At 60.4% G+C, this 20,301-nt stretch carries 15 protein-coding genes; 4 read left to right on the top strand and 11 right to left on the bottom strand.

The features are described 5' to 3' along the window. Positions 1–371 precede the first annotated feature (371 nt). The 3 genes from BRAD3257_RS32295 to BRAD3257_RS32300 form a co-directional block, all read right to left on the bottom strand. Positions 372–890 carry a DUF2285 domain-containing protein gene (locus tag BRAD3257_RS32295; RefSeq protein ID WP_174221605.1) on the bottom strand — a complete coding sequence of 173 codons (519 nt, stop codon included), beginning with the start codon at positions 888–890 and terminating at the stop codon, positions 372–374. Between the two features lie 73 nt (positions 891–963). Next, a complete protein-coding gene (locus BRAD3257_RS42365; protein WP_430648839.1) occupies positions 964–1,173 on the bottom strand; it encodes a transcriptional regulator domain-containing protein in 210 nt (69 codons plus the stop codon). 445 nt (positions 1,174–1,618) lie between these two features. Beyond that, positions 1,619–2,290 carry a type VI secretion system ImpA family N-terminal domain-containing protein gene (locus tag BRAD3257_RS32300; protein WP_160118891.1) on the bottom strand — a complete coding sequence of 224 codons (672 nt, stop codon included), beginning with the start codon at positions 2,288–2,290 and terminating at the stop codon, positions 1,619–1,621. A gap of 767 nt (positions 2,291–3,057) precedes the next feature. On the opposite strand from BRAD3257_RS32300, the gene aepX reads away from it, so the two are divergent. The 4 genes from aepX (at position 3,058) to BRAD3257_RS32325 (ending at position 6,868) form a co-directional block, all read left to right on the top strand. After that, complete coding sequence (aepX, locus tag BRAD3257_RS32310) at positions 3,058–3,924, top strand: phosphoenolpyruvate mutase (RefSeq protein WP_174221645.1); 867 nt, start codon at positions 3,058–3,060, stop codon at positions 3,922–3,924. Between the two features lie 234 nt (positions 3,925–4,158). Continuing rightward, positions 4,159–4,977 carry a phosphocholine cytidylyltransferase family protein gene (locus tag BRAD3257_RS32315; protein ID WP_122406877.1) on the top strand — a complete coding sequence of 273 codons (819 nt, stop codon included), beginning with the start codon at positions 4,159–4,161 and terminating at the stop codon, positions 4,975–4,977. Positions 4,978–4,984: 7 nt separating this feature from the next. After that, positions 4,985–5,593 (top strand): CDP-alcohol phosphatidyltransferase family protein, encoded by a 609-nt coding sequence (locus BRAD3257_RS32320; RefSeq protein ID WP_122405237.1) that lies wholly within the window; start codon positions 4,985–4,987, stop codon positions 5,591–5,593. 156 nt (positions 5,594–5,749) lie between these two features. Continuing rightward, positions 5,750–6,868, top strand: a complete 1,119-nt coding sequence (locus BRAD3257_RS32325) for a pyridoxal phosphate-dependent aminotransferase (protein WP_122405238.1) — start codon at positions 5,750–5,752, stop codon at positions 6,866–6,868. A 380-nt stretch (positions 6,869–7,248) separates the two neighbouring features. Here BRAD3257_RS32325 and BRAD3257_RS32330 read toward each other — a convergent pair whose 3' ends face one another. The 8 genes from BRAD3257_RS32330 to BRAD3257_RS32365 form a co-directional block, all read right to left on the bottom strand. After that, complete coding sequence (locus BRAD3257_RS32330; protein ID WP_122405239.1) at positions 7,249–8,733, bottom strand: alkaline phosphatase family protein; 1,485 nt, start codon at positions 8,731–8,733, stop codon at positions 7,249–7,251. 547 nt (positions 8,734–9,280) lie between these two features. Continuing rightward, positions 9,281–10,702 (bottom strand): MATE family efflux transporter, encoded by a 1,422-nt coding sequence (locus tag BRAD3257_RS32335; protein WP_122405240.1) that lies wholly within the window; start codon positions 10,700–10,702, stop codon positions 9,281–9,283. Between the two features lie 904 nt (positions 10,703–11,606). Further along, positions 11,607–13,178 (bottom strand): porin, encoded by a 1,572-nt coding sequence (locus BRAD3257_RS32340; RefSeq protein ID WP_244607782.1) that lies wholly within the window; start codon positions 13,176–13,178, stop codon positions 11,607–11,609. Positions 13,179–13,871: 693 nt separating this feature from the next. Next, positions 13,872–14,717: an ABC transporter permease gene (locus tag BRAD3257_RS32345; protein WP_244608044.1), complete on the bottom strand. Its 846-nt coding sequence runs from the start codon at positions 14,715–14,717 to the stop codon at positions 13,872–13,874. Positions 14,718–14,744: 27 nt separating this feature from the next. Next, a complete protein-coding gene (locus tag BRAD3257_RS32350; protein ID WP_122406879.1) occupies positions 14,745–15,680 on the bottom strand; it encodes an ABC transporter permease in 936 nt (311 codons plus the stop codon). Further along, a complete protein-coding gene (locus BRAD3257_RS32355; protein ID WP_122405242.1) occupies positions 15,680–16,675 on the bottom strand; it encodes an ABC transporter ATP-binding protein in 996 nt (331 codons plus the stop codon). The genes BRAD3257_RS32350 and BRAD3257_RS32355 overlap by 1 nt, the downstream gene beginning before the upstream one ends. Continuing rightward, positions 16,672–17,658 carry an ABC transporter ATP-binding protein gene (locus BRAD3257_RS32360; RefSeq protein ID WP_122405243.1) on the bottom strand — a complete coding sequence of 329 codons (987 nt, stop codon included), beginning with the start codon at positions 17,656–17,658 and terminating at the stop codon, positions 16,672–16,674. The genes BRAD3257_RS32355 and BRAD3257_RS32360 overlap by 4 nt, the downstream gene beginning before the upstream one ends. Before the next feature lie 606 nt (positions 17,659–18,264). Further along, on the bottom strand, positions 18,265–19,845 hold the full coding sequence (locus tag BRAD3257_RS32365) for an ABC transporter substrate-binding protein (RefSeq protein ID WP_122405244.1): 1,581 nt from the start codon (positions 19,843–19,845) through the stop codon (positions 18,265–18,267). Positions 19,846–20,301 lie beyond the last annotated feature (456 nt).

Consider the following 20,301-nt stretch of genomic DNA (forward strand, 5'->3'; position numbering starts at 1 on the left):
TGGACCCAGCTCGTCCAGAGCGTCGACGCCAGCAGAACTGGTTGCAAAGTCGACATCTAGTGCGCGCCGATCGGAACAATTAGGTCAGACGGTCCGCAGTTTCGATCCTCTGAGTCCGGGACAGCAATGCGCCCGTACTTCGCCTCGTGTGACGAGCGCCATCACGACAAAGACGGCTCGTTGTCAGCAGCCAGCTCATGTTCAGCCTCAAAGCTGCGTGCATCGCGATCTCCAGATGGCAGTGCAAGAGTTTACTTGGATCGAGGCGCTCCGTCGCGGTATTCGCATAGAAGTTTCACGAGGAGACATAATCGCATGCCAGCGGACCGCTTGCTTGGGAGCACGACATGCGGCTCGTCAATGGCGCAAGTTCAGGTCGTGTCGTCACTGCTTTTGTCCTTGTGGCGCAGTAGGTCACGGTAGCCGCCGCGAATAAGTCTCAGTCCCTGGCGAACCAGACGAATGGTCCGGCTGCGCAGATCGTGCGTCTTCCAGCCTCGATCGGGTATGCGTGACTTACCAAAGAGACCCTGAGCGATAATGCGATAGCTGTTGCCTTCCAGCCACCCATCTGTCGCACGCAAAGCGAGGATGTGCCGGTGCTGGGCCCCGATCGACGGAGCAAGAGGCGGCCGTCCGACGGGACGCCGTTCGAGCGCCAGCCAAAATCGATGTGCAGCCTGCAAGCGGAGGTCGAAATTCCGGTCGAGCGGCAAGTCGACAACAGCCATTGATCCGCGCGGCGGCAATTCTCTCAGCCAAAGCCGGTGCTTCGCTCCTCCGAGCGGCACGATGGCATGCCATCCATCCGGCGCTTGACGAAGCTCGCTGCCTGGCAGGTCGGCGAAATCAAGCTCGTACGGATTCGATGCAGTCGGCCCGTTGGCCATGCAAACGGTCAGCACCGTCGGCAGCGCTTCAGGCGACCAGAAAACCGCCTGTTTGTCGAACCCCTCGTTCGGATCAGCTGCGAAACGTCAGCCCCCACTTCCGTCGGAATGGATCTGTCGCACCCGACCGTTTGCTGCCTTGCAGGCCTCTGAAGGCTTTTTGATACTCGCGATCGCGGCGCAGCCACTCCCAGGCTATGTCGGCCGGCTCTGCTTTCCTGACATTGTCATATGCGCTCTTTGATCTCCACTCTGCACCCGACATCGCACAACTTCCCCGCATGTTTGAATGCACCGTAGAGAACCAAGATTTGCGACAATTTCTGGTTGTGCGTGTTCTCCTAATCAATGTTTGATGCACTTACCCGATGGAACAATCTAATTTTGCGATTGAACGGACGCGCGCGCTTCAGATACCATCAAACCTTGTTTTAGGTGCCCGGCGCAGCAGGCCACGATAGCCCTGACGCACTGGCCCTGTAGGACGCCCACGGATGTCGTGACGCCTGCAAAAAGGTCCAATACAACGAAGTGAGACCCCACAGGACAATGGGATGATGGGACGCCGATGTCTTTGGTCATCAGCCTCGATCAACCGTGGAGGGCCCAGATTGCGCTCGAGACTCGCCCGTGTTCGACCAACAAGGGACAAGAGGTCCAAAAAGATAGCGCAATCGCCGTCGGCGCAAGCCGATCGGGCCAAATTCGGTGCTGCTGGGTACGCACCCTCAGCCGGTTGATGTGGGATCCGCCAATGTGCTTCGCGCCCGCTCAGCAGCTAGGACCGCTTCAGTCGCATGCTCGGTCGCGGTCACCAGCGAGCACGTTGCTTGTTCGTAGTACGGTTGCAGTGTCCGGAGCAAAACCTCCAAAGTGAGCTGCTTGTCGACCAGCTTCCCGCTGAGCTGGCGAACGAGATCATAAAGCGCATCATAGGCAACGACCACTGCCGCAGCGTCGGCTTCAGTGGGCGCAGCTTCGGCCACCGCCGGCGCGAGGCGAGCAACGAGCCAATCGAGCGCTCCGATCCGGGCATGCTCCTGCTTGATTGCCGGAAATAGCCCCTCCCAATGTGCGTCCACCATCTCCTGCAAAAGGGCAAAGCCGACGGCAAGACCTACATATCCCTCGACCCTGAACAAACCATAGGTTGCCCAGCAGGCGACCAGAATGTCCTTTGACTGGCTCGACAGAATATCCAGCGATCGCGTACTGATTTTGCCCCAATCACCCCCTGACGGGCAGTCACGCTCTACCCGACGAACCTCGGCTTCGAGGCGCTTGAATTCGGCGCCATCTCGTATATGAGCGCCGGCAGGTGCAGGGCCAGGCACACGCGTAGCGCCGCGGCGCGACCTCGCCGCGATGTCGGCGCGAACCATAATCCAGTAATCGATCACGCCGACAAAGCCACACGGGCTCCCCAGTTGCCATGCGTCGCGTCCTTGGGGTGGTCCAATTCGTGCCCGCACGGGACAAGACATTGCGGACCGATGATCTTGTAAGCCACCGCTTCCGCTCCCTGCACCGGCGCTGTTCCCGGACAGCCTCAATCAAGGTCTGTGCCAATCGGGATGGCTTGTTTCTTAACAGCTCTGCTTGATCGGGTGTCAGGGCTCCGACAGCACGTCGCGCGGCCGACACATCAGAGACTCTCGGCCCTCAGATCCGCCCAATCATTTGGGCGGTGCTCCAGGATGCGGGAACTGCGGCGGCAGGAGGCCGCAGCCGACGATCAAGCTGTCGCTGCTGCGTTTAGAGCACACGCTGGCGAACTAGGCCTCGCCAATCCACTCAAATGGGCGCTTGGCTCCGCCCTCGTTTGGACCGCTTGACAATCCGATGGTCGGGGGGGGCGACAAACCGTCCCCTGGCGCTCTCGCAAGCCGTACACCGCAGGGAGAAATTGCAAGGCGCCCGACCGGAAACGATCGATCTGATGATCGCCAGGCTTGGTCAGAGTTACCGCATTGACAGCGAGCCCCAGCAATTTGAGCTCCGAGTCAACTGCCAGCTCGCGTGATTGATCGAGATGACAGCGACATGTCACCATTCCCTGATGAACGTCGGCCGGTCAGACGCACAAGGAATCGGCATGCAAGACCCGTCACCAAATGTCCTTGCCAAGGCCTCCATTCAATCTATCGGTTCCTCACACGTCGAACTGATGCGCGCGGAGGTCTGCTGCAACAGCGAACTTTCCTTCCTGATGGAAGCGCATGATGGCCTCTCCGCCGCGATCGCCGAGCGTGCAGGTTTCAAGGGCCTCTGGGCATCGGGTCTGTCGATAGCTTCCTCTCTGGGTTACCGCGACGCCAACGAAGCATCCTGGAGCCAACTAGTCGGTAGCGTCGAGCGGATCGTGGATTCGAGCCAGCTGCCGGTCCTGGTCGACGGGGACGGCGGCTTCGGCAACTTCAATAACGCTCGCCTGCTCGCGCGCAAGCTCCGTCAGCGCGGCGCGGCCGGATTAGCGCTGGAAGACAGCTGCTTTCCGAAGATGAACTCGTTCGTTGGCGATCGACATCCCCTCGCCGACACCCGCGAATTCGCCGGCCGCTTGCGCGCCGTGAAGGATACGGTTGCCAATGACCTCGTTCTGGTGGCCCGCATCGAGGCGTTGATCGCCGGGCACGGAATGGACGAAGCAATTTCGCGCGCTCACGCTTACGCCGATGCGGGAGCGGACGCGATCCTCATTCACTCGCGACGGAGCGCCGCGGACGAGATTCATGCGTTCGCGTGCGCCTGGCAGAACAGGCTGCCGGTGGTGATCGTTCCAACGAAGTATTATCGAACGCCTATCTCTGCCTATCGCAAAGACCGCATTTCCACGGTGATCTGGGCCAACCACTCCCTGCGAGCTGCAGCATCCGCAATGCGACAAGTCTGCGGTCGCATCTTCGCCGAGGAGACCACTGCAAGCATCGAACCCAATATCGCGCCGCTCGACGAGCTGTTCGACCTACTCGAGTACAACGAACTCGCGACTGCGGAAGCCCGATATCTGCAACGCGACGACCTCGACCATTAGCTTCACATTGATGTGCCAACCTCACTCATCAGCCTTGCGCGACCTGTTCGATAGACGCAGACGCGCTCTTGTGTGCGCGTCATGATCGGATTTCGCGGGCCGCGCCTCTTAACGCGATTCCACGACAAACGAAGAACTCGAGAGCTCCCCGGCGTCTAGCCCCTAGCCAGGGCCTCGAGCGATCGAAAGACGCGAGGCTTGTCGAACTTCTCGACTCCTTGGAACCAAGACGCGATGTCTAGCGACGATAAACGACCTCAAACGGCGAGTAGCACTCCGGCGAAGGCCATCATTCTCGCCGCCGGTGTCGGCTCTCGCCTGCGACCGCTGACGGATTTGCGGCCGAAGCCGCTGGTCGAGGTCAACGGCACGTCAATCATCCACAATGCCCTGCGCAACCTGGAGGCTGTCGGGGTCAAAGAGGTGACGATCGTCGTCGGTTATCGCAAGGACGCTATTCAATACGCGTGCGGTCGACGCTTCGGTGCGATCGAGATCGATTATGTCGTATCGCCAGTCTTTGACCGCACCGGCAGCGCCTACTCCGTTTGGCTGGCGCGCGACGCGCTGCTCTCCGGAGACTGCTTTCTCCTGGAGGGCGACGTCTTCTTCGAGGAGGATGCGCTGCGCTATCTGATGATCAGCCAAGCGCCCGACGTGGCTGCAATCGCTCCCTTCGACTTCTCGATGGAAGGGTCGGCGGTTCTGTTGTCGGATTGCGGCTTCATCTCCGAGTTCCGAATGAAGCAAAGCGGCGAAAACTTGGTCGGGAATGGGCCAAGCCTTTTCAAAGCGATGAATCTGTTTCGACTCTCTGGGCCGACCCTCAAGGCGACGATCGTTCCGGCTTTGGACGAGATCATCGGGTCCGGAGTGACCCAGGCCTACACAGAGGAGCTTCTTTCTTATCTTGTCGAACGGCGGGGGCTGCAGCTTGCGGCGGTGCGATGCGATGGACTCAGGTGGTATGAGATTGACACGACCGACGATCTGCAGGTTGCAGAGCGTATTTTCGGAAGAGCGAAAGGCCGAGGCTTGCCCGGCAGAAGGTGAAAGTCCGATGCTCAAATATCTTTGGGATCCAGCGAACGTCATCACGACCGCCGGTCTTCTTTTTTCTTCCGCGAGTTTGTTTCTCGCTATTTCCGGGCGCTTCGAGCTTTCGGTAGCCGCAGCGCTCTGGGCCGTTCTGTCGGATCACCTGGACGGGGTCGTTGCAGGTCGCACGAAAGATCGCGACCCGGACGTTGCGAAGATGGGAAAGAGTCTCGACGGGTTCGCAGACATTATCTACGGGGCCGTTTTGCCCGCGGTCATCGTGATACAACTCAGCCACCTCTCGATTCTTGCTTTTACGACCGCAACAGCGTTACTGGTAGCGGGGGCAGTCAGGCTGAGCTACTTTGCCAATTTCGGCAGGTCGTCCGATGGGCGCTTCCTGGGGCTCCCCTTGTCTTACGATGTACCGCTACTGGCGCTCTTATTCCTTGTCCAGCCTCTCATTCCCGCGGAAGCATTTTCCGGCGTCGTCAACACCTGTTTCTTGCTTCTGGCTGTCGCTCATGTGGCATCCATTCGCGTCCCATCACCGAATGCGGCGGCGTACGCGACGATCAGCGTCTTCGCCGTCGCATCCTCGGCAGCTTTAGCCAGTCGTTCCTTCGAATAGCCGCGAGCGGTGAGCAGGCAGACCACCGACTCAGCGGCCAGCGGCACCTTCCGGAGCAGGTGCTTATTCCCGGCAGGAGCAGGCGCCGGATAGTCGATGCCTCACGATCGGGCTGGCGCGTAATGAACCGCTTATCTATTGACAACGACGGGTCCCATGACAAGCACCGCCCAGCTCAACGTGAATCCAAAGTCCTTCGACGACTCTGAGCTCGTCAATCGCTTCCCAGGCGGCTATTGGAAGCATGACATCAAAGACTTCGTCCTTCTGGTCAATCCCTACTTTCCGCCGAGGTCGTTCCTTGACGAACTTAAAGACGCTTTACCGAGGCTGATTGCCTGCTATCCCTCCCCTCACGCGCAGATGGTCGAGCTCGTTGCCGAGGTCGTGAAAATCCCGGCGAACAATCTCGCCGTTTGCAATGGCGTGGCTGAGCTGCTCCCCATCCTCCTCGGTCGAATGGGCATGAAGATCGCGGTCCCGGTCCCATCCTTCAATCCCTATGAAACGATTGCCCTGCCGGGACGCTTGTACCGTTTTATTCTTCCGCCGCCCGATTTCGAACTCGACGTGCACCATTACGCGGCTTTCGCGCGAGCGAATAGAGTGAGCGGTGTGGTGGTGATATCGCCGAACAATCCGACCTCGCGAATGGTTCGATGCGAGGATCTGCTGTGTCTGGCTTCGGAGCTCCGAGATCGACAACAACTCCTGCTACTCGACGAGTCATTCATCGAATTCAGCGAGGCGGGACGCAGCGCGAGTCTTGAAAATCACCTCTTCGAATTTCCCAACGTGATCATTCTGAAAAGCCTGGGCAAGATTTACGGAACCTGCGGTTTGCGAATCGGATACGCGGCATCGGCGAATAGCGAACTGATCAATCAAATTAGAGCGGCTCTCCCACCTTGGAACGTCAATACGTGTGCCGAGTTCTTTCTGAGCAAGCTTCCGCACCTCACGCACGAAGCAAATGAGTCTTGGGCGAGGGTGCGCAGCGATCGGGAGAGACTATACAAAGATTTGCTCGGCATCGACGGGATGAGAGTTCTCAAGCCCTACGCAAATTTCGTCTTCTGCGAACTGCCCTCTCGTTGGCCGGACGGGGATGTGATCGCCTCGAAACTTCTGAAGGACAGACGCATATTGATCCGGCACAACGGCGGCAAAACCCTTCAAAATGGCAAAAGGTTCTTGCGTATTGCAAGCCGTACTGCCGAAGACAATCAGCTCTTGGTCGCAGCGCTAAAAGGAATCTGCAAGGGAACGCGGTAAAAACGGCCTCCATTCGGCGGAGTTGGAGCAGCGCTCAGGGGAGAGCAAGGACCGGGGGGCGCCCGTAGATCGCCCCGGATCTGCTGAAGGAGTGCCAGGAACCATGCGCGCAAGCTTGCGATGCTCTTGCCCAGGTTGGAAGTGGCACCGTGGACAGCTGTGGTCCAGCCCGAGCGCGAAAGGCGCCGAAACGCACGTTCGTCATTCGCGAGATGTCCTTAGCTCTTCTGATCGTCGCCGTCTGGAATCAAGACCGGCTAACGGTAACCCACGTCCGACCAGACAAGAGCCGTGAGGACCGCAGACCGAATACCTCGCTCAATCCTTGATCCGTTATAAGGGTCGAAGCGCAAGCTTATGCTCATGTGGAAGGCAGCTCGTCATAGAACATCGCAAGCATCGAGATACACGGCCGCACCGACCCGCACGCGACGGAGGCGCTGCCGGTATGCGCCATCGCGTGTTTCGTGCACCACCTCGGTCATTCCAGGCACCTGATTTCCGACCTCGCTAAAAACCTCGGCAAGGGTGCGACCGGTCATGGAAGATGGCGGAGAGATGCCAAGCAGGCCGAGCACGGTCGGCGCGAGGTCGCAAATACTCGAGGGGATTTGCGAGGCGAAGCCGTCCTTGATCAGCGGTCCTGCCAAGATGCCAAGCGACGACATCTCGTTGGCATGCAATCCGCCATGAACGCCGACGCCAATCGGCCAGCTTGCGCTCCAGCTGCGGCCACAAAGACCAAATGCATCTAGACCGTCGTCGGCCCGGAACGAAAACAGGATGTCCGCCGAACGAGCATGATCGGCGAAGACAAGCCGGCGGGCGAAGCTACCTGGTGCGATGCCGTCGACCTCGCCGCGGCCGGCTGTGAAAATCGGTCCACACCAGGGCCGCCTGATCATCGCTGCTACGACCTGGCGGATGAGAGGGTCTGAAGGCTCGGCCAGGTAAATTGCTCCGACCTGGCCTGGTATAACGAGAGCGTCGATTCCTGGCGCGGTTGCCGGGCCGCAGCGCAGCCCGGCCGCCTCGAGTGTCTCGATGAGATCAGCCCGCGCGTGCACCGTCACGTGGCCATGATCGGACATGGCGATCAGATGCACCCCTTCGGATTCGCCTTCGCTCTCCCACCAATCCAGCACTCGACCGAACTGCCGGTCGACAAAGCCAATCGCCTCCAGCGTCTTCGGCGCGCCGACACCGTGATCGTGCGACGAAACATCTGGCTCGCCGAAGGAGAGGATCGCGACGTCAGGCCGAATTTGGGGCCAGATCACGTCCAGGAAAGCGGAGGTTAGAAAGGCTTGAGCGGGCAGATCCGGTATGCCCGACGGGGGCGGCGCAGGCGTGGGTCCGAGCAGGGCCTCGACCCGCTCGAGCATCTCGGTCGAGGTCGCGACCCGAGGGAAGTGGCCCGAGAGCGTCACTTGGCCAAGCTTTCGCGCCTTATGGTTCAGCAGGCGGGTTGCACCGGCCGAGTTCGACGCGAGAACTGACAACGTCCTGCCGCTCGCCTGAAGAATCTCGCCGAGCGACGGCACGCCGAGCAAATGGCCACCGCTCGCCTCATCAATATCCTCGATCGTGTGCGCTTCACTCGAATCGACATGCCGTGGCGTCGGGGATAGTCGGTCGAAATACTCGTTCCCGACGATGCCGTGTCGTTCTGGCGTCGTTCCGGTTACGAGGCTTGTCAGCGCGATTCGTGTCTCGCTGGGATAGACCGTGCGCTGCCGCGCAAGCATCGCGCCCCGGCGCTGAAGCCTCACAAGATTCGGTGTCAGTGATGAATTGACGAGATCGGGCCGAAGCCCATCAAACAGCACGATGAGAACCCGATTTCGGGCCGAGCGCTCGGACATGATGCAAGCCTTGCTAGCTGGGATATAGCGGAGAGTGGTCGGGGTTTTGCGCCAGATCGAGGCCTTGTCCCTGCACCGGCGAACCACATGGGCCGGCTACAAAACGACCGGGATCGCGGTGAGCGCGAGCAACTCTCATCGCGCAATGCTGGCAGGCCTGATCGACGCCTGGTCGACTACGACATTCAGCTGCATCTGGTGAGCCCGTCGTGAAGTGCGCAGATTCCAAGGTTCGCACATCGATCGAAATCCGGTTGGCCCTGGCTAAGCATGATCGCACCGTGGCCTGGTCGTGCCGCGAGCCGCTTAAGCCCCATGGCATGCACTTCAAAGCAGGAAGACGAGGCTGAAAGCTCGGGAACTATGAATAAAGCGTGCCGCGACGTTACTCGCCCTTAAACAGGTTAACCAATTTGATCATCGTATTTTTTGATTCATCGATCGAAATTTGCGTTGTTTGCGTCGGGCACGGATCTCCTGGAACGTGCACGTCGTTGACGGCCCGCTGCGCGGCGATTTCCATGCAGTGGTAAAGTTCGCCAGCCGCTCAACCGTGACAGTAAGCGCGCGTTGTCAGGTACTGAAACCGCAGGACCAGCAACGCCGCATAGACGGTCGTCCCGCTCGACAAGCCAATCCAGATGCCAACGGCGCCAAGACCGATCTTCAAACCAAGCAGGTAGCTAAGCGGAAGACCGATCAGCCACCAAGCTATGGCGGCGAACAGAAGTGGCATTCGCGTGTCCTTTAGTCCGCGCAGCCCCCCTGTCGCAACGCACTGCGCGGCATCGGCGACAAAGAGGGTTGCGCCGACCAGGAGGAGCCTTGCGGTAAGGCTGATCGTCGCATTGGCATCATCGGCCGATCCAATGAGAAACAGCGCGGCGATCTCGAAACGGGCGGCGATCACCGCAAGCGTCAGCGTCGCGGCGATGGCGATACCGAGCAGCATCGCCGCCAGATTTGCCCGATTGATGGTGGCACGGTCGTTGCGACCGACCGCATGGCCAACGCGCACCGCCGCTGCCATACCGACGCCGAAATAGATCATGTACAGGATCGCGGCGACCTGAACCGCGATCTGATGAGCGGCGAGCGCGTTCGTGCTGATCACGCCTGCCAGAAGCGATGCGGCCCAGAATAGCCCCGTCTCGATCGAGGAGGCGATTGAGATCGGGGCTCCGATCGCGATCAGCTGCCGCAGGACGGGCCAATCGAAGCGCCACAGATGCGCAAAAACGTGGTAGTCACGAAACGGCTGACGCTTTGTAGCGAAATAGGCACTTGCCAGAAACGTGCCGCAGTTCACCAGCGCGGTCGAAAGACCTGCCCCGAATATCCCGAGCCGGGGCAGTCCGAAATTTCCGTAGGTGAGCGTATAAACCAGCAGTGCGTTGAGCGGGATGGCCGCCATCGTAATCCAGAAGACCGGCTGCGGCCGGTTGACCGAGCCCATGAAACCGCGGATGGCCAGAAACCACAGCGCGGGCGCTGCGCCCCACGCCAATCCGGATAGATACAGCTGGGCGAGCCGCGCCACGCCCGGGTCCTGACCAAGAGCAAGCAGTATTCGCTCACCTTGCAGCGCGCTCGCCATGATCGGAACGGAAAGGATCAGCGCAATCCATAGGCCCATGCGCAGCGCGCGCCGCACCATACCCGGATGATCGGCCCCAAATGCCTGCGCCGCCAAAGGCGCTATGGCTGACATCAGGCCCGCGCCGAGCGTGATGCTGATGAAATAGAACCGGCTCGCAAGCGCCGCTGCGGCCAGCGCCTCAGCGCTGATGCGTCCGATGAAAGCGATATCAGTCGTCATCATCGCGATCTGCCCGACCTGCGTCAGCACCATGGGTAAGGCGAGTTTCGCTGTTTCAGCGAGCTCTTTGATGAATTGATCGGCGGCCGCACCTCTCGTCAGATGGCGCCGAAAAGCCGAGACCAGCTTTGTTTTGATCAACTTGTACATGGAAGTCGAGTTGCCCTGCTTGTGTAGCCAAACGAGGGACGGCGTTTTCCCCCAAGACATCTCGTGCCGCCTGAAGTCGGGAGGCCTCTTTGTGATGCGAACTGACGCGCAGCCTTGGTGCACGACGCGTCACAGAAGCTGATCGCGCAATCGGCTTGGACCTACCCGGGTTTGCCAGCGGCTGCGATCTTTTCAACACAGCCGTGAGCGCCAGGAATATGCACGCAGTGGCTGGCATCTTCGATTTGCCAACTGGACCATACGGCGAACTGAAGAATGATTGTCATGCGGCCATGGCTGCGATCCTTCTCGCGCGTCTTCCCTGTTCAAGGTTTGTGCCAAGCGAGAGGGCTTGATGAAGGAGGTTCGCTCGAAATCGGACCTGTCGCGGCTCCGACAACGTCGGAAGGCCGACACGATGTCAGCTACTCTAGATGTGCACCGTATTCTCGCGCTAATCCCCGGAAGGGCCGCGCTTGTCGATAGCGACGACTTCGAGAGATCGTTCGCCTGGAGATACCCTGGCTCAGCGCCGACTGGAGCAGACCAATGAGGAAAATGCGTTCGCACGTTGATGAGCCGCCTCGCCTTGAACGAGGCTGGCCGCCTTGATGTGCGGCACGGCCACTCGGCGTTAGAGAGCATAGGCTATCGGCGCAAGGTGCAGCCGATTATCACTGCGTCGCCTTCGATGCCTGACAAGAAGCTTTTGCCGGCTTGTCTGTTCAATCCTTCATTCGGCCCGCGTATCACGCTCGAGAGGTCGTTGAGGCCATGAGCTTCAATATCGACGTGTCGAACCCAGAACGAAAAAGGCCCCCGACGGGCACGTCGGAGGCCTCCTTGGGAGGTTGACCTGGATTCATGGAGCCGGCTTAGTGTCTTCTTTCGCCGGCTTCGACCCTCACCAGTTGCGCTGAGCTCGGAGGAGCAGGGTCAGCGTGCTCTGGTCTTTCAGCTCGTAGACAGCAGCCGGTTTGGCGATCGCCGACTGGGTTGGCAACGTAACCGTGCTCCCGCTCGCGTATTTTTGGTCAAGCATGGTGTAGGCCAAGTCAACGGTAAAAGTCAGGTTCTTGAGTGGCGTCCAGCGCGTGACGACGCCAACAACGCCATAGTTGAAGTCGGGATTGCAGGCGGAAACGCCGCTCGAGAGCGACAGGCTCGCGACGAAAGCGCCGCAAATATACCCTTTGGCGGTTCTCGAATACCGAACGGCGGCCCACCCGCCGTAGAAACCCGTATTCCAGCGTGGATCCCAGTTATGCGTGTAACCGCCATGGAATCCGTAGGTCGTTGTCAACTCTTGGCCGGCGCCCGCAACGAACACGGAGTCGGATAGGCCGGCCAAGCCGACGCTCTGATAGGCGCCCGTCACCCCGCTACCGCCATACATCGCGTAAGTCGTCGCCATCAGGTCGTTGAAATTGTAGCGGGTCGCACCAGCCGTGTAGGCGCCGGACAAATTGATGGTGTCGCCGACGCCAGTCGGAATGTTCTTGAGAGACAAGGCCAACTGAGCAGCCCAGCCCCACTTGTCGCCTGGATGGCCGCTCGTCTCGTCGATGCCATAATGAGCCGCATGGTTATCATGTGCAGCAAGTGAGGCCTGGAAGAGACCCCAGCTCTGATCCACGCGAGTCATCGCAATGAGATCGGGCGACCGCGAACCGCCGATGTCATTGACGCCATACGCTCCTGTGGCGAGACCGGCGGCCGTCGCCCCGCTTATGTTCCAAATGTTGGTGGTGCCATAGGCAACTTGATCCTGAGCGGAAAAGGTAGCCGTAATTCCTTGGCCGAAATCAGCGGTATAGGTCAGCTGGTTCACGCCGGTCACCCAGCCGCCGCCGCCGGGTAGATCATCAAACTCGTTCGCCGGATAATTGGTCCAAGGTGCGGAAAATTGAGAGACGGCCTTACCCACGGTAAAGCCAGCGAACTGGATGAACGCCGAATAGACACCGAGCGATCCTTGTGCGATCGCGCCAGTGCCCTGTCCTCCGGCCACAGCTGCCGTATAGGTCGTTGCACCGCCGGCATCGCCTGCACCTGCACCAGCATAGCCACCCGAAGTCCAGCTGAACGCGGCTTGGAAGAAAGTGCGGACCACGCCATACTCGGTTGCAGTGCGCGTATCGATACCCAAGCTTTCACGAGAGCGCCAAGTGTAGGAGTTGCTCAAGCGGTTCCGCGCCCCTGCCACGCCATTGGCAGCCGGATCAAAATCGCTGTTACTGTTCGCGATCAAGTCGACGCGTAGATAACCGCCCAACTTGATGCAAGTGTCCGTGCCAGGGACGTAATAGAAGCCGGCGCCATACAGCACGCAGGCCCTCACATATTCGATCGGCTTGGCTTTGACGGGAAGGTCCGCAGCTTTTGCCGCACCCGATGCGGTCAAGCCTGCCGCTGATATTAGTAAAACTCTCTTGATCGTTCGAAACAACTCCGCGGTCATCTTCAAGAATATCATTGCCCCTATCCTCCGGGTTAGACTGGTGTGGGCGAGGCAGTAATGTCGGGGCGCAAACATCCAGTGACAGACATCAAATAATGCGATGGGATCTTTCCGATTTGATGATGGACTGGATTCAAACCGCGATCGAACTCTCACCGTTGGACCAATCACAAGCCGCCGCAGCAAGATGATCCATCACATCGTCGTTTGCCCGTGTTATCGATCGCGTTTAGCCATGGCGTGATGGCGCATTCTCAAATCTTTCTTGTGACGCAACGCCGTTCAGGGATTTTTGCCGGGCGGCTGCACCACGATGCATTTTTGCGGTCAAAGTCGCGTCTAGCTTGGCGGCGCCCGTCGCCCTCACGGCGAAACGATCGGTCGGCTCGAACAAGATCGTGTTTGCGCCATGCCTTAATTGGCTGGAGGACCGGCGCTGAGTTCCCTGCTGGGCTCATAGCAGTGAAAAGCCGCAGGGAGCGGGAGAGAGAGCCAATCATCGCTCAGGTGTTGGCTAGCATCAGCCGCGCGATCGACTTCGTTCGTGTACCGAGGCGAGAACGCCAGCCCTTTCTCTGGCCGGCCGCTTCCGTCCAGCGTAAGCCAGCGTGAGGAGCTCTGAATGGGATCACAGGCGACCGTGTCCTCATCGCACTGACGCGGACGATCGCTCCCTTTGGCACGAGCTGATTGGCACGGTCGCAGACCTCAAGACAACGTTTTGTCGATCCGGTCGCGCAGCCAATCGCCGGCGAGCGACATCGATAATGTCGTGAGCGAAATGACCAGCGAGGGAAGGACAAGAATCCAGGGCGCTCGCGCCAGATAGTCACGACCGTAGCCGACCATGTTGCCGAGAGACGTAAGCGGCGGCTGCACACCAAGGCCCAGAAAGCTGAGACCGCTTTCGAGCAGGATGATGTCCGGAAAGGCGAGCGTCATGGTCACAATCAGGGTCGAGGCGATGTTCGGCAGGACATGTCGCAAATAGACGCGCCATGGTCCAGCGCCAAGCTGGCGCACCGCGATCACATAGACTTGCGCATTCGAGCTCATCGCGAGCGCGCGCGTGATGCGGGCGTAGCGTTCCCAGCCGTGCAGGCCGACGAGCGCCACGAAGAGGAACAGAGAATTTCCGAAAAACGCGAGAACGGCGAGCGCCAGAACGAGAAATGGCATGCTTGCCTGGAAATCGACGCATGCGAGGATGACCTGTTCGACATAGCCACGAAAATGAGCGGCGAGCACGCCAAGTGTGGTCCCGAGAGTGGCCCCGATCAGCGTAGCTCCGAAGGCGATGAGAAGGCTGACGCGGATCGACATGACGAGACGCGCCAGCACGTCGCGGCCGAGCTCATCCGAACCGAAAGGATGCGCGAGGCTTCCGCCGAATCCGAGAGGTGGAGCAAGACGATGACGAAGGTCGAGAGTTGCATAATCATGAGGGGTGATCCGATCAGCCAAGAGCACGACGGCAAGCATGAGGGCGAGCCAGACGAGTGCCGCTACGATCGCGCGATTGCGCCAATGCTTACCCGTCCTCAAAGACGGCAGAACCCGTTCTGCGGAAACGTGAGACAATTATGCGCCTCCGGCCGAACGTGATTCGCGCAGGCGTGGATCGAGGACGCCATAGAGCAAATCGACAGTGACATTGGTGGTGATCATGGCGGCCGCCACGACGAGCATGATGCATTGAACGACGGCCAGATCCCGGCTTGCGACCGACACGATGAGCAGGCTGCCAAGGCCTGGCCATGAAAAGACGCTTTCGACGAGCACGGTTCCTGCGACAAGGTTACCAACCATGAAACCTATGATGGTCAACAGGGCTATGGCGGCGTTCGGCAGGGCGTGCCCCGTCACGACGCTGCGCCATGGCACCCCCTTCGCGCTGCCGGTCCGGATATAGGGCTGCCCAAGCACCTCGAGCATGGCGCTGCGGGTGAAGCGAGCCAGAACGGCCGCGCCGGAAAGACCGAGCGTAACGACGGGCAGCACCATGTGGGGCCAAGTGCCCGCACCACCCGAAGGAAACCAGGGGAGCTCGATGGCGAAGACCAGGACGAGAACGAGGCCGAGCACGAAAGAGGGCACGGTGAACCCAAGAACCGCCACCGTCATCACCAGCCGGTCCACCAGACTATCGCGTTTCAGGGCTGCGTAGATGCCGGCCGGAATGCCGAAGCAAAGATTCAGGATGAGAGCGGGCACGGTCAGCATCAGCGTGACAGGAATGCGCTCGGCAACGACCGTGATGGCGGCCCGTCCGTTACGCATGGATTGGCCGAGATCTCCGTGGGCGACGGCACCCAGATATCTGACGTATTGGACCCAGAGCGGCGCATCGAGGCCCCATGATTTCCGGAAAGCCTCAACTGCCGCAGCGGGGGTCTCGGGCGATAAAAGCGCCCGGGCGGGATCGCCAGAGGCACGCAGCACCACGAACGCGAATGTGACCACCATCGTGATGGTGAGCACCGCGCGCACCAAGCGGACGGCGACGAAGCGAGCCATCACCCCTCGCCTCCGCGCTCGGCACCATAGCCGACGAGATGGCAGGCGACGCGGCGCCCGTCAGGGACGGATCTCAGCTCTGGCACGCCCCGCGCACAGACCGGGCGGGCGGCAGGACAGCGGGGATGGAATGCGCAGCCGCTCGGCCGCGCGGCCGGATTGGGCGGATCTCCCTGAAGAATCGTGCGATTGCGATGTCGTCCAGGCGTCGGCACTGCGGAAACGAGTGCTCGTGAATAGGGGTGCAAAGGATTCAGCAGAACCGCGTCGGACAAGCCCTCTTCGACGATGGCACCGAGATACATGACGGCAATACGGTCGCAGATCTGCCGGACCACGCGCAGATCATGACTGATGAAGATCATCGCCATGCGGCGTCGCTCCTGAAGGTCATGCAGAAGGTTGACGACTTGGGCCTGAATGGAGACATCGAGAGCCGATACGGGTTCATCGCAAACGAGGAGATCTGGATCGGTCGCGAGCGCACGGGCCAAGACGGCTCTTTGGCGCTGGCCGCCTGAAAGCTCATGCGGAAAGCGCTTGATGTGGTCGCTCCCGAGCCCGACATCGGTGAGAAGCGCATCGACCCGAGCCTCGCGCTCGGACCTGCTGCCGAGGCGGTGAATGTCGAGCGGTTCGGCGATCTGCGCACCGATCGTCGAGCGAGGATCGAGCGCGCCTAGCGGATCCTGAAAGACCATTTGGATTCGCATCCTGAGACGCCGCCATGGAGCATGGCCAATGGGAGGTAGAGCTTCGCCGTCGAAGCTGACCACGCCAGAGTCAGGTCGTTCCAAGCCGATCAGGAGCCGGCCCGCCGTGGACTTACCGCAGCCGGATTCGCCAACCAATCCGAGCGTTTCACCACGAGCCAAGGCCAGAGAAAGCCCATTGATGGCGTATACCTTCGCTGATCTTTGGAACAGGCCCTCTCGCAAGTGATATTGGCGAACAAGCCTGTCGGCTTGGAGAAGCGGTGGCGTGGTCCTAGTCATGCGGCCACGATCTCGCCCGCAGAAGAATCTCCGACGGCACGCAAACATGCAGCTCTGTGTCGGGCCTCGCCACGGAGCGGAGCGAGCTCGGTCACCCATTCACCGCAGCGTTCGATCCGCTGATCACAGCGGGGAGCGAACGGGCAGCCTGGCGGCAACTTGGCCGCGTTTGGAACGACACCACGAATGGCCGGCAAACGGCGCCGTGGTGCCTCGAGGTCCGGAAGCGCCGCGAGAAGACCTCGCGTATAGGGATGAACAGGCTGATCAAAGAGGCGCTGGGCGGGCAGCTCCTCGACAATGTGCCCCGCGTAAAGGACCAGGATGCGTTCGCACATCTCGCCGACGACGCCAAGATCGTGCGAGATCAGGACCAGCGCCATGCCTGTTTCCCGCTGGATCTGCTGCAGAAGGTCAAGCATCTGCGCTTGAATGGTGACATCCAACGCGGTGGTAGGCTCATCAGCGATCAAGACGTCAGGCTGCCCCGCAAGTGCCATTGCGATCATGACCCGCTGGCTCTGCCCACCGGAGAACTCGTGCGGATAGGCTTTGAGCCGGCGCGCCGCGTCTGGAACGCTAACCTGGTCCAGCAGACGCCGCGCTTCGGCCAACGCGGTGTGCCGGTCCATGCCGCGATGGAGCCGCAGGGCTTCGACGATCTGATCGCCTACCGTGTGTACCGGGTTGAGCGCGCTCGCCGGATCCTGAAAGATCATCGCGATTCGACCGCCGCGCACCTTGTCGAGGCGAGAGGCCGAAGCATGGAGGAGCTCCTCGCCGGCTAAGCGTACGCTGCCCGTTATCCGGGCGCGCCGGGTCAAAAGCCCTAGCGCCGCAAGCCACGTCACGGACTTGCCGCAACCGCTTTCGCCAACCATGCCGAGCGATTCGCCGCGCGCGAGCGTGAGATCGATTCCGCGCAGCATCGGGACATCGTCGAACGCCACACGAAGACCGGCGATTTCGAGAATCGGCTCCATTTGAGGACTCTGACCTTGGCGCATCATCGCGGCCCCTTCGGTTCACGGCGGGCGGCATCCTCGCGGCCCGAGGGACGAAACAACGCGATCGCGTCGCTGACTGCGCCAATAAACTCGGCGGCCGCTCGTCTATCCGTCGCAAGGGCCCCTACCCGCAGACCGACTCCACGAGGCGTGCGTCCATGCGCCGGATCTTGTCGGCGTCGCTCAGCCAGATGGCGAGAGCGCTCGCCAGGCTGCTTCGCGCCGATAGCTGCATGCGAACCGGATTGTCTCGCACGCGCGCTGATCTCACGCGACGGCACGGCAGTTCCAGCGGCCAGCGCCTTCGACTGGCTGCGCGTCGCGGAGGGATCTGTCTCCGGCCGCTGCGACCTCAGATCGACGGCAATGGACGGAACTGCGCAGCCACATATGCGCCGCGGCTTCCCCGCCCCCCGAAGAGCGTAGTCGTCGCGTCGGATCGCCCGTGCAAACTGGATCGCAGGATTGCTGACGACGATCGCGTTGCCTTGCGATATCATGACGACGCTACTCGGTTAAGGCAGGGCCCCAAACTGGGCTTGCCATCGCAGGATCGTAGGTTGGAGCCGCCGATCATTACGATCAGGTCCGGATCAGGGCTTTGTTGCGCGGCCCGAAATCGAGATCGAGCGTCAGTCCTGGCAACCACGTCACGTCGCGGCGCTTGCCGTAGAACTGTCCCGACACGTGCAGAATAACGCAAGGCGGATCGATCTCGTCGATGATCTCGAGCATGCGGCGGATGATCGGTCGCCGCTGCTCGGGCTGCACGGCAGCTTGAAGCTTCGCGCCGAGGGAGAAATATTCCTCGTTGTGCCAAATTCCGATCGACTTTGGCAGGGAGCCGCTGGGACCGTATTCGCGCCAGGGATGACCAAGATGATCGAGAAAGAGCGCCGTATTGGAGGTATCGAATATGGCCCGCACCGGCTGACCTTGCACTTGCGCGAAACTTTCCATCATTTGGATTTTGACGTTCAGGCCGACGGCACGCCACATCTCGATCATGATCTGCGCGGTGGAGACTTGATTGGGATAGTAGTTGTTGAGCAGGCGATACGTGATCTGCTCTCCATTGTAGCGCGCTGCCGCGAGCAGCTCCTTGGCTTTGTCGGGGTCATAGGCAAGCGCCGCGAATTCTTCGATATAGCCTTCGCCATAGCTCCGCAGCTGGTAGCCGTTCGGGATCGGAAGCCGATTCTCCCATAGACTCTCCACGATCAGCCTGCGATCGAGCGCAAGGCTGATCGCGCGGCGGACGCGTACATCCTTTAGGACCGGATCGGTCTGATCGAGGACGAGCGAGCGGATATTCTGCACGGCGCCACCCACGACCTCGAGATCGGCGCGCTTCTGGATGCCCTCGAACTGATCCGGCGGAATGTCGGTGACGATATCGAGCTCCCCGGCGAGCAGGCCGTTCACGCGCGCGGAGAGTTCGGGAAGGATACGATACTCGATGCCTTCGAATGCTGGCGGTCCGCCCCAATAGCCATTGTGCGCGGCCAAAGTGACATGGATGTCGAGCTTGTGATCGACCAGCTTGTACGGCCCGCTTCCCACGGGGGCGGTCATCCAGCGCTCCCAAGAGCCCGCGGCCGTGAAGGCGCGCTTGCTGACGATCTCCGATCCCCAGGCCGCGAGCCGCTGCTCGAGGAGCGCATCGCCGCCCTTCGCATGCACAACGACGGTGTAGGGATCAATGATCTCGACCTTCTCGAGGCGGTCGAGCGACTGCAACGCCTCTGACATTCCGCTGCGCCCAGGTCCCAGCAGATGGTCGGGACCCAAGCTGAAGGCCACGTCTTCGGCGGTCAGCGGGGCTCCGTCATGGAAGGTGACGCCCTTGCGCAAAAACAATCGCAGCGACTGCGCATCGATCCGTTCCCACTTCTCGGCCAAGCAGGGCCGCAACGTCATGTCCCGGCCGTGATCGAAGGTGATGAGCGTATCGAAAAGCTGTGGCATGATCCGGCGAATGGCAGTGTCGGTCGCAATGACTGGGTCGAATGCGCGAGGAAAGCCGGACATGCCGATCGTCAGCCGACGACGCGGCAGCTTCTTGAAATCGTTCTCGACAGCCCCAAGGCCCGTGCTGGCCAACATGCTGGCCGAAAGAGCGCCGGTGAGAGCTTGTCGTCGCGTCAGATCGTAACGGATCATAACTGCCTCGGAATTCAACTTCAGTTTGGATCAAGGATGTTACTGCCGTGACTTCGAGATTGGCATGAGACTTGCGAACCCGGAAAATCGATCGCCTGTCTGGTCTAGGCAAATCCGAATGTGCGCGACCTTAGAAACCCGAACTGCTACGGCGGAATGACGTCCATCGAATAAGTCGATGGAAACTTTCGAATATACGATGGCTATAGGTGTCCGAGGGAGAGAATGATGAACGAGCGATCGCTCAACGCACCGCCCACCTGCGGCGGGAATGCCGATGGAGCGAATGCAGGGCAGGATCTGGGCAGGCCCGCCGGCCAACGACAAGACACGACCCGGATTTTCTCGTGATCTCTCGGACCGAAACCTTGATTGCAGGTCTTGGCAAAGCGGAAGTTGCGCACCGGGCCCAAGCCTACAGGGAAGCTGGAGCCGAGCCGATCTGTCCGCTCGCAA

It is taken from the genome of Bradyrhizobium vignae (assembly GCF_900324035.1).
Lineage (GTDB): Bacteria > Pseudomonadota > Alphaproteobacteria > Rhizobiales > Xanthobacteraceae > Bradyrhizobium > Bradyrhizobium vignae.

Excerpts from the sequence above, each read along its gene's own strand:
- BRAD3257_RS32330 (WP_122405239.1), bottom strand. The coding sequence starts at position 8,733 with ATGTCCGAGCGCTCGGCCCGAAATCGGGTTCTCATCGTGCTGTTTGAT.
- aepX (WP_174221645.1), top strand. The coding sequence starts at position 3,058 with ATGCGCGCGGAGGTCTGCTGCAACAGCGAACTTTCCTTCCTGATGGAA.
- BRAD3257_RS32295 (WP_174221605.1), bottom strand. The coding sequence starts at position 890 with ATGGCCAACGGGCCGACTGCATCGAATCCGTACGAGCTTGATTTCGCC.
- BRAD3257_RS32335 (WP_122405240.1), bottom strand. The coding sequence starts at position 10,702 with ATGTACAAGTTGATCAAAACAAAGCTGGTCTCGGCTTTTCGGCGCCAT.
- BRAD3257_RS32360 (WP_122405243.1), bottom strand. The coding sequence starts at position 17,658 with ATGGAGCCGATTCTCGAAATCGCCGGTCTTCGTGTGGCGTTCGACGAT.
- BRAD3257_RS32365 (WP_122405244.1), bottom strand. The coding sequence starts at position 19,845 with ATGATCCGTTACGATCTGACGCGACGACAAGCTCTCACCGGCGCTCTT.
- BRAD3257_RS32315 (WP_122406877.1), top strand. The coding sequence starts at position 4,159 with ATGTCTAGCGACGATAAACGACCTCAAACGGCGAGTAGCACTCCGGCG.
- BRAD3257_RS32325 (WP_122405238.1), top strand. The coding sequence starts at position 5,750 with ATGACAAGCACCGCCCAGCTCAACGTGAATCCAAAGTCCTTCGACGAC.
- BRAD3257_RS42365 (WP_430648839.1), bottom strand. The coding sequence starts at position 1,173 with ATGCGGGGAAGTTGTGCGATGTCGGGTGCAGAGTGGAGATCAAAGAGC.
- BRAD3257_RS32340 (WP_244607782.1), bottom strand. The coding sequence starts at position 13,178 with ATGATATTCTTGAAGATGACCGCGGAGTTGTTTCGAACGATCAAGAGA.
- BRAD3257_RS32355 (WP_122405242.1), bottom strand. The coding sequence starts at position 16,675 with ATGACTAGGACCACGCCACCGCTTCTCCAAGCCGACAGGCTTGTTCGC.
- BRAD3257_RS32350 (WP_122406879.1), bottom strand. The coding sequence starts at position 15,680 with ATGGCTCGCTTCGTCGCCGTCCGCTTGGTGCGCGCGGTGCTCACCATC.
- BRAD3257_RS32320 (WP_122405237.1), top strand. The coding sequence starts at position 4,985 with ATGCTCAAATATCTTTGGGATCCAGCGAACGTCATCACGACCGCCGGT.